7 protein-coding genes are annotated in these 8505 nt (G+C 65.1%); 6 read left to right on the top strand and 1 reads right to left on the bottom strand.

Annotated features, from left to right (window positions below):
• The first annotated feature begins 361 nt into the window (after positions 1–361).
• Positions 362–1234, top strand: coding sequence for a patatin-like phospholipase family protein (locus NZM16_RS07630; protein WP_295448380.1), 873 nt, complete (start codon positions 362–364; stop codon positions 1232–1234).
• 540 nt (positions 1235–1774) lie between these two features.
• Complete coding sequence (mutL, locus tag NZM16_RS07625) at positions 1775–3463, top strand: DNA mismatch repair endonuclease MutL (RefSeq protein ID WP_295479701.1); 1689 nt, start codon at positions 1775–1777, stop codon at positions 3461–3463.
• Positions 3464–3554: 91 nt separating this feature from the next.
• Here the strand turns inward: mutL and NZM16_RS07620 are convergent, their stop codons facing one another.
• Positions 3555–4142, bottom strand: a complete 588-nt coding sequence (locus tag NZM16_RS07620; protein WP_295448374.1) for a hypothetical protein — start codon at positions 4140–4142, stop codon at positions 3555–3557.
• Between the two features lie 224 nt (positions 4143–4366).
• Between NZM16_RS07620 and NZM16_RS07615 the strand changes: the two genes are divergently transcribed.
• From NZM16_RS07615 to NZM16_RS07600, 4 genes are all read left to right on the top strand, one after another.
• On the top strand, positions 4367–4921 hold the full coding sequence (locus NZM16_RS07615; protein ID WP_295448372.1) for a sigma-70 family RNA polymerase sigma factor: 555 nt from the start codon (positions 4367–4369) through the stop codon (positions 4919–4921).
• Positions 4921–5937: a hypothetical protein gene (locus NZM16_RS07610; protein ID WP_295448368.1), complete on the top strand. Its 1017-nt coding sequence runs from the start codon at positions 4921–4923 to the stop codon at positions 5935–5937. The genes NZM16_RS07615 and NZM16_RS07610 overlap by 1 nt, the downstream gene beginning before the upstream one ends.
• Before the next feature lie 640 nt (positions 5938–6577).
• Positions 6578–7090, top strand: a complete 513-nt coding sequence (locus tag NZM16_RS07605) for an HIT domain-containing protein (protein ID WP_295448365.1) — start codon at positions 6578–6580, stop codon at positions 7088–7090.
• A gap of 168 nt (positions 7091–7258) precedes the next feature.
• A complete protein-coding gene (locus NZM16_RS07600; RefSeq protein ID WP_295448362.1) occupies positions 7259–8464 on the top strand; it encodes an acetyl-CoA C-acetyltransferase in 1206 nt (401 codons plus the stop codon).
• Positions 8465–8505: the final 41 nt, after the last annotated feature.

Genomic DNA, 8505 nt, shown 5'->3' with positions numbered 1-8505 from the left:
CCCCAAAATAAAAAATCCACAACCACACCCCCGCTGGCCCCCCCCGCCGGTGGGGGGGGGGGGGCCCCCCCGCCCCCCGGCTCCGCCCCCCAAAGCGTTTGGCTCCCTACTCCCCAAGGTCCAGAGACTGTGGGGAGGAGGAAGCAAGGGGAGAGGGGCTGTTGCGCGGTGGCCGCCGGATTAGGAAAATTCCTAACGCGTAAGGTCCAGCTGGGGGATGGGGAATGGTTCCAACAGGGGTCACAGAGGCGGTCATCGGATCCGGATTGGATCCCTGGGCTTTCTGGTGCCGGGCAGCGGTGGATTGCGTGAGGGTCCATTGCACAGGCTCCTGTAATAGCCACGCGCAGGAGGGATGGCCGTGGGGAAGCGTGCGCTGGTGCTATCCGGGGGAGGTGGGCGAGGCGCTTATGAGGTGGGAGTCATCCGGACGCTCTATCGGGCGGGATGGATCCCTGAGATCTTCGTGGGCACATCCATCGGCGCGGTGAACGCCGCGGCCCTGGCGGCAGGCTGGACCGTCGAGCGGCTGGTGGATTTCTGGCTTCGCCTGCGGACTCATCATGTTCATCGGCCTCGCTGGCGGATCTGGCAAAGCCTGTTTACCACCGCTCCCCTGCGAGCGACGTTGATCCGCCATCTGGACTTCGACCGCCTGAACGATCCGGACAACCCGCGCGCGCTGTTAGTGCTGGCCACCGATCTCCGTCAGGGATGCCCCGTGGTCTTCGCCAACCGCCCGGTCCCGAAAGCCCGGCGGGTTCGGATCGGGCCGGAGCACTTGCTGGCCAGCTGCAGTATCCCCTATATCTACCCAGCGACCCCGGTGGAGGGAGGCCTGTTCTGGGATGGGGCGGTGATGGCCAACACGCCCCTGAACGCGGCGATTGAGGCCGGCGCCGATGAGATGGTCGTGGTCCTGCTGGCGCCGATGCCGGGTGAGGCAGGGAGCTGGCCGCTTCCTCGCCATCCCCTCCAGGCCCTGGCCTTAACGCTCGATCTGGCCCTCCTGGCGACGTTCGAGAACGATTATCGGCAGCTGGAAGCGGTCAACCGGGCGGTGCGGCAGGGCCGCCCTCTCAAGCCGGGCCATCGGGAGATCCGCTGCCATGTCATCGCGCCCGCCACGCCGCTTCCGCTCTCCCGGATCCTCCGTTACGACCTGCGAGGAACCCAGGCCTTGATCGCTCAAGGGGAAGCCGATGCCCAGCAGTTCCTAAAGGCGCTGGGTTAAGAAAGCAACCCCCGCTCGCTCCCCTCCCCATGGACGTTCAGGCCGTGAGGATAGCGCTGATGCTATCACAAACTCCTCTTCCTCTGAGGGCCCTTGGCCTCGGGGAAAGAGGGTTCCCGTAGGGAAGGGCATCGACGCAGCTTTTCCCTTCGATCTAGGGCGAAGCACTACCGCCGTGGGGAGAGGGATCCAGATCACCCCCCCATGTCCCGATTCCACTTCCACCCGGGGGCACTGACGCTTTGTTCACTTTGAGAGAGGAAAAGGGTTCCGTTGGGACCAGCCGTGTCGTCATGGAAAAGCGGCAAGGACCCCAAAACCCTCCCGGTCCGGATGTTCTTTGAGCCGGCCAACAAAGCGATGGGGATTGCTCTTCTGTTGAAGAGAACGCAAAATAAGAGCGGTCTCCACCCTCTCCGAATCCGATTTCCTCTTCCCCTCTTCCGCCTTACGGGCAAGAGGTAAGGAGGGGATGAGGACTGAATCGTTACGAAGCGTCCTACAGCCCCTAAGGGGCAGGCTGTTCCACGGAGCGCGCAGATGCCGATCCGGATCCTGGATCCCGGGCTGGTCGCGCAGATCGCAGCGGGGGAAGTGGTCGAGCGCCCGGCTTCGGTGGTGAAAGAACTGGTGGAGAACGCGCTGGATGCGGGCGCCTCCCGGATCGAAGTGGAAATCGAGGGCGGCGGGCGTCGACGAATCCGGGTGGCGGATGATGGCAGTGGGATCCCCGCGGCGGAGGTCCCACTGGCCTTCGCGCGGCATGCCACTAGCAAGCTCTCATCGGTGGAGGATCTGTTCCGGGTGACCACCCTGGGTTTCCGGGGAGAGGCCCTCGCGGCGATCGCCGCGGTCGCCCGCGTGACCTGTCGGACCCGGGCCGTCGGCGAGGACCTGGGTGTGGAGCTCCGCATCGAAGGGGGAAGGATCCTCGCACAGCGCCCGCTGGCCCGTCCGCCCGGGACGGAGATGATCGTAGAGGATCTATTCTTCAACACCCCGGCGCGGTTGAAATTCCTCAAAGGGGAAGGGGCGGAGCGACGGCAGATCGATCTCTGGATCACGCGCTATGCCCTGGCTTATCCACACGTTCACTTCGTCTTGCGACACAACGGTCGAGAGATCTTCTCTCTACCAGCCGCTCGGGAGCCTCGCCATCGCCTGGCAGCGCTTTATGGGGCCGAACTGGCGGATGCGCTCCTCGAAGTGTCGGAGGAAGCGGATGGCGTACAGGTGTATGGATGGATCAGCCCGCCGGGGATCGATCGGCCGGACCGTCAGGAGCTGGTGTTTTTTGTGAACGGGCGTTGGGTGCAAGACCGCATGTTGCCGGCGGCGGTCCTGCAGGCTTACCACACCTTGCTCCCCAGCGGTCGGTATCCCTGGGTTTTCCTGTGGGTGAAGTTGCCCCCAGAGCGGGTAGATGTCAATGTGCACCCGGCGAAAATCGAAGTCCGCTTCCGGGATCCGGATGGACTCTTCCGTGCCGTTCAGCGGGCCGTACATCGCGCGTTGCGGGAATCCACGCCGGTGCCCGTTTTCCAGGCGGCGGAAATCCCGGTGAGAGCGACGGAGTTCCCCGCGCGGCCTGTCCCCATGCCTTCGGAAGACCTCGCGGGAGAGCCGGCGGAAGAGAGGGCCTCGCCGGGTCTCCCTCCGCTCCGGGTCATCGGTCAGATCCAGGCCCGCTACATTATCGCGGAGGGCCCGGACGGGCTGTATCTCCTGGATCAGCATGCCGCCCACGAACGGGTGCTCTACGAGGCCCTTCAGGCTCAGCGGCAGCAGGGGCCGCTCCCGGCTCAGCCCCTGCTGCAACCCGTGCTGATCGACGTGCTGCCGGAGGAAATGAGCCTCTTGGAGGAGAACCGGGGCCTTCTGGAGGAACTGGGATTCCGGATCGAGCCCTTCGGCCCGCGCACCGTGCGCTTGCAGGCCGTTCCGGCTGTCCTCTCCGCAGAGGCCATCCTCTCCGTCTTCCAGGATCTCCTGCTGGATCTGCAGGAATCCCGCCGTCCAGTGGAGGGGGCTCTGGAGGCCCAGCTGATCCGAAGCATTTGCAAGCGCGCGGCGGTGAAAGCTGGTCAGGTCCTGAGCGTGGAGCAGATGCAACATCTGGTCCGGGCGCTGGAGCGGTGCGCCATGCCATGGGCCTGCCCTCACGGGCGGCCGACGATCCTGCGATTCCCGATCGGGCAGCTGGCCCGGCAGTTCGGCCGGGAGGAGTAGCGGGGTGGGGGGATCGAGATACCTTCGGGGGGCTCGATCCCCCCACGCGGGCCTTTCAGGGCCAGAGGGGACACGAGCTTCCGGCTTGTGCTTACCTCCGCCCCCGGCCGATCCCGCGCGGCGGTTTGTTGTCCTTTTCTTTAGAGAGACCGGGCGGGAAGCCGGGAGCGCCCTGGGCGGATAGAGAGGGCGTGGCGGCGGGGGATGGCGTGGCGAAGCTCCTGGGTTTAGATGATCGCATGATGGCGCCCAAACCCCGGCCCCCCGGATGCAGGTTGTAGAGACGATACGCCTGGCCCCACCCGATCTGACGTCCCAGCGTCAGGGCTTGTTCCAGGGTCAGATTGTTGGCGGGGTCCTGATCGGTCTGAGAGGCCAGGACGAGCTGCAGCGCCCGGGCGATTTCGCCGTAGCCGAAGCCCTGGGCCTGAAGGGCCATCAGATCCGTCACGGAGATCGTCACCGTGATCCCCGCCTGTGGGAACGTCTGGCTGATCCATCGCGCCAGGGCCAGAGCGACCGGATGAACCCGGGTGACCGGAAGCGTGGGTGTCGGCGTGGGGGTGGGTTCCTCCCCCAGCGGCGCAGCGCCCACTCCTCGCGCCATCGCCCATCCGAACCCCAGGGCCAGCGCGAGGCCTAACGAAACACCAACCACAACGGCGAAAATTCGTCGCATCGTGAGCACCTCCGGTTCAGAATTGGGAAGGGATCCGGTTCGGCGAAGGGAAGGAGATAGAATTTTCTCGCCGTGGATTGGGAACGACGCTCCGGATCCCGGTCCTGCCCGTAAGGGGTCAGAGTGATCAAATAATTTGATCCGCAAAATAAACCGCAGAAACCATCCAGGAAGATACGCGTGACGTTTTTTATCTTTCATACGGTTTCATAGGAGGATGAGGGATGGGTTTACTTACCCCTCATCCTGAGGAAAAACGCTGGATCGCTCGGGCGCGGAAGGGGGACCCGGAGGCCCTTGCGGCTCTCTATCGACATTACGCCGATGGGATTTACCGCTATCTCCTGTATCGCGTTGGCGATGTGGAGCTGGCGGAGGATCTGACGGCGGACGTGTTCCTGAAGATGATTGAGGATCTGCCGCGGTATGAGGAACGAGGCCTTCCCTTCGGCGCTTGGTTGTTCCGTATTGCTCGGGCGCGCCTGATCGACCACTGGCGACGGCAGCATCGGCGTCCGATGGTCGCCTTGGATGATACGGAGACCGGGCCGCAGCTGATCCGCGACATTCCGGAGGATGAGATCGCCGTGTCGGAGATGATTGAGCGCGCCCTGCGGGTGCTCACCGAGGAGCAACGGGAGGTGGTGGTCCTACGGTTTCTGGTCGGGATGAGCCTGGAGGAAGTGGCGCGCGCGATGGGGAAATCCATTGGGGCGGTGAAAGCCCTGCAGCACCGCGCCCTGACGGCGTTAGCTCGTTATCTGGAGAAGACACGATAATGGTTCAGAATGAAGACATCTACGAAGCGGAGATCCTGGAGCGCTGCCTGCGCCGGCTGGAGCAGGGGGCGGACTTGGAGACATGCCTGCGGGAGTTCCCGGAGGCGACCTCCTTGCTTCCTCTGCTGAAAACGGCCCTCTGGCTCCGGAAAGGCCAGGAGGTGTCTTTACGCCCCCCGGCGCTTCAGCGGATGATCCGCCAGGGGCAGCTTTACGCTTCGCGGGCGAAGGCCCGGTTGGTGGTTTCCTCCATGACCCTCCGGTGGGCAGGCGCTCTGGTGGCCCTCCTCGGCTTGATCCTGGTGGCGCTGAGGGTGGTCAGCGCGGCGGAAGCCAGCCTGCCCGATGAACCGCTGTATCCGGTGAAGCGCGCTGTGGAGGGCCTGTTGGTGGCGACGATGCCTCCGGAGGAGCGAGCCCTCTGGCTGGCCGAGCGGCGCTGGGAAGAGTTTGAAACGGCGACGACGCAGGGGCGCTGGCTCCCAGCGCTGGCGGAGGAAAGCCTGCAATATCTGGAGGAAGCTGCTCGCTCCCCGGGTGGAGAATCCTCCCCACGTCGCGCTCGACTTCGCGCCCTGTATGAACGACAGGGGGCGATCCTCGATCAAGCTTTGCGGGTTGCTCCTCCGGAAACCCGGTCCGAGCTGGCCCGGGCTCAGCAGGAGTGGAGGCGGTTGACTCGCTTCCTGGGATTGCCAGAAGGAGGCATCCCGCTTTTCCCCGAGGAAACTCCGGCGGCGTTCCCCGAACCCACCGCGGAGATCCTGCGGGAGCGCATGAGCCCTCCCCCGGGCCTGGAGCGGCGGGACACCCCTCGATCAGAACGAACCCCACCGGGCCTGGAGCGGCGGGAGACCCCTCGATCAGAGCGGACCCCACCGGGCCTGGAGCGGCGAGAGACGCCACGGCCGCAGCGCACTCCTCCGGGGCAGGAACGTCAGCCCACCCCTCGCATCCCTCCCGGTCAACAGGACGATGGGAAGGGACCGGGGCAAACTCCTCCGGGGCGCCGCTGACGGATTCCGGACGACCCTGATTGCTCTGCAGGAGTCACGCAGCTCGCTTCCCCCAAAGCTTTCGAAGCGGAGCCGGGCGCCGAAGGCGCCCGGCTCCGCCGGTTGAACAGGCAGGATCGGGACAAGCCGGGGCTGGCAGGGCGGACGGGGAAGCGCTCCAACCCCCGGGCTTGTCATAGAGCCCTTTCCCCTCAACGCCAAAGGGGTTGGAAGCGGACACTGAATAAGGCGCCTTCAACCTCTTTTTTTCGGTAGCGCTTCACGGCTGACGATTGGAGGGGCCACGGCGGAGGAAAGGGGCTCGTTTCATAAATCAAAACAGGAAAGCTCCGGGCGGATTCAGCCGGATCCACACGTTGTGAAAGGAGTGGCGCTCAGATAAAATGGTGGAGAAGAACGTATACGCCATGGGCAACTTCCGAACTCTCCCGGGGGTTTGGGGGCTGGGGTGCCGCTGAAGGTGGCGCCCCAGCCCCAAAAAGATTTTTTAGGGAGGAGGGGCCTGGCCTGCTTCCCTCCCTGGGGCGCTTGGATCGGGCTGGTCGCCTGAAGTTGCCCATGGCGTCGTATAAGGACTGGGAGAGCCGCCGGAGGCGGCTCCCTCCGCTCAAGGCACTCTGATTCTCCGGACGGAGCGACGATGGAGCGTCTGTGGACTCCCTGGCGGATGGCCTACCTCAAAGGCGAGGGTGAGGCGCCTCAAGGTTGCATTTTCTGCCTGAAGATCGATGGTTCCGATGAGGCCGAGCATATCCTCTTCCGCGGCCGGACCGCATATGTGACCCTCAATCGCTACCCCTATAACAACGGCCATCTGATGGTGATCCCGTATGCCCATGTGCCCAGCTTAGAGGATCTGGATGATCCCACCCTGCTCGAGATGATGCAGCTGGTCGCCCTCTCGCTTCGCGTTCTCCGTCAGGCTTATCGACCGGAGGGCTTCAACGTCGGCGCCAACATCGGCCGGCCGGCCGGCGCAGGCGTGGCGGATCACGTGCACATCCACGTGGTCCCCCGGTGGACCGGGGATACAAACTTTATGCCGGTCGTTGGTAACACCCGGGTGCTCCCGGAATGGCTGGATGATACCTATCGTCGTCTTCGCCCTCTCTTCGAAGCCCTTGCGAATCCTTCCCCGAAGGGAGGACCCTGACCAGGCCCCTGGTCCGTGGGGTGCGCCAAAGGGATCCAGCCAGCCTCCAAAGATATCTTTTTTAAACGATCGTTCGTTTGTGAAATCTCGCGCGGAATAAGGAACCGGTCGCAATCATGGGCTATGGGCGTCGGGAGGAGGCAGCGGATCCCGAAAGGAGGAAAGGGCATGGACAAGAACGGGCGAGATCCGGTGATTGTGGGGGCCGCGCGCACGCCGATCGGCAAGCTGCTCGGGGCGCTATCTCCGCTGTCGGCTCCCCAATTAGGCGCTATCGCGATCCGCGAGGCCATCCGTCGGGCCGGCATCGATCCCGGCCAGATCGATGAGGTCATTATGGGCGAGGTGGTTCAGGCGGGCAGCGGCATGGCCCCCGCCCGCCAGGCCGCGGTCTTCGCCGGGATCCCGGCGGAGATCGGGGCGGTCACGGTGAACAAGGTGTGCGGCTCGGGATTGAAGGCGATTATGCTGGCCGCCCAGGCCATCCGGGCGGGCGATGCGGATCTCATCGTCGCCGGCGGGATGGAGAGCATGAGCAATGCCCCCCATTTGATCCGCCTGCGCGCCGGCATGCGTTATGGCCATCTCCAGGCGGAGGACAGCCTGATCGCGGATGGGCTGCGTTGCCCGTTCCATCAGGTGCTGATGGGGGAGCTGGCGGAGTTCATCGCCGATCAGTTCGAGGTCACCCGCGAGGAAATGGACGCCTTCGCTTTAGAAAGCCATCGCAAGGCGATCACGGCCATCGATGCGGGGAAATTCCGGGCGGAAATCGTGCCGGTGGAAACACCCGACGGCAAAGGGGGAACCCGGGTGGTGGATACAGATGAGGGCCCCCGGCGGGACACCTCGATCGAGGCCCTGGCCCGGCTCAAGCCGGTTTTCCGGCCGAACGGGCGGGTGACAGCCGGGAATTCCCCGGGTTTGAACGACGGGGCGGCCGCGGTGGTGGTGATGAGCCGGGCCAAGGCGGACGCGCTGGGGGTCCCGCCGCTGGCCCGGATCGTGGGCTACGCCCAGGCCGCTGTGGCCCCCCAGTGGCTGTTCTACGCGCCGGCGAAGGCGATCCCCCGCTTGCTGGAGCGGGTTGGCTGGCGCTGGGAGGAGGTGGATCTCATCGAGATCAACGAGGCCTTCGCCGCCCAGGTCCTGGCGGATGCCCGGGCGATGGAGCGCCAGGGGTATCGGTGGGATTGGAGCAAGGTGAATGTGAACGGCGGGGCGATCGCCCTGGGCCATCCGGTGGGCGCCAGCGGGGCCCGGATCCTGGTCACCCTGATCTACGCCCTGCGGGACTGCGGGCTGCGTCGGGGCATCGCCACCCTGTGTCTGGGGGGCGGCGAGGCCGTGGCGATGGCGGTGGAGGTGGAGTAAGGGATTTTGGGGCCGGTGGGGCCGCCGCAGGCGGCCCCCCC

The organism is Thermoflexus sp., assembly GCF_025055495.1.
Lineage (GTDB): Bacteria > Chloroflexota > Anaerolineae > Thermoflexales > Thermoflexaceae > Thermoflexus.
The sequence above is the reverse complement of the archived record's forward strand: the minus strand, read 5'-3'. Positions and strand labels throughout refer to the sequence as shown.

Excerpts from the sequence above, each read along its gene's own strand:
- mutL (WP_295479701.1), top strand. The coding sequence starts at position 1,775 with ATGCCGATCCGGATCCTGGATCCCGGGCTGGTCGCGCAGATCGCAGCG.
- NZM16_RS07620 (WP_295448374.1), bottom strand. The coding sequence starts at position 4,142 with ATGCGACGAATTTTCGCCGTTGTGGTTGGTGTTTCGTTAGGCCTCGCG.
- NZM16_RS07615 (WP_295448372.1), top strand. The coding sequence starts at position 4,367 with ATGGGTTTACTTACCCCTCATCCTGAGGAAAAACGCTGGATCGCTCGG.
- NZM16_RS07610 (WP_295448368.1), top strand. The coding sequence starts at position 4,921 with ATGGTTCAGAATGAAGACATCTACGAAGCGGAGATCCTGGAGCGCTGC.
- NZM16_RS07605 (WP_295448365.1), top strand. The coding sequence starts at position 6,578 with ATGGAGCGTCTGTGGACTCCCTGGCGGATGGCCTACCTCAAAGGCGAG.
- NZM16_RS07600 (WP_295448362.1), top strand. The coding sequence starts at position 7,259 with ATGGACAAGAACGGGCGAGATCCGGTGATTGTGGGGGCCGCGCGCACG.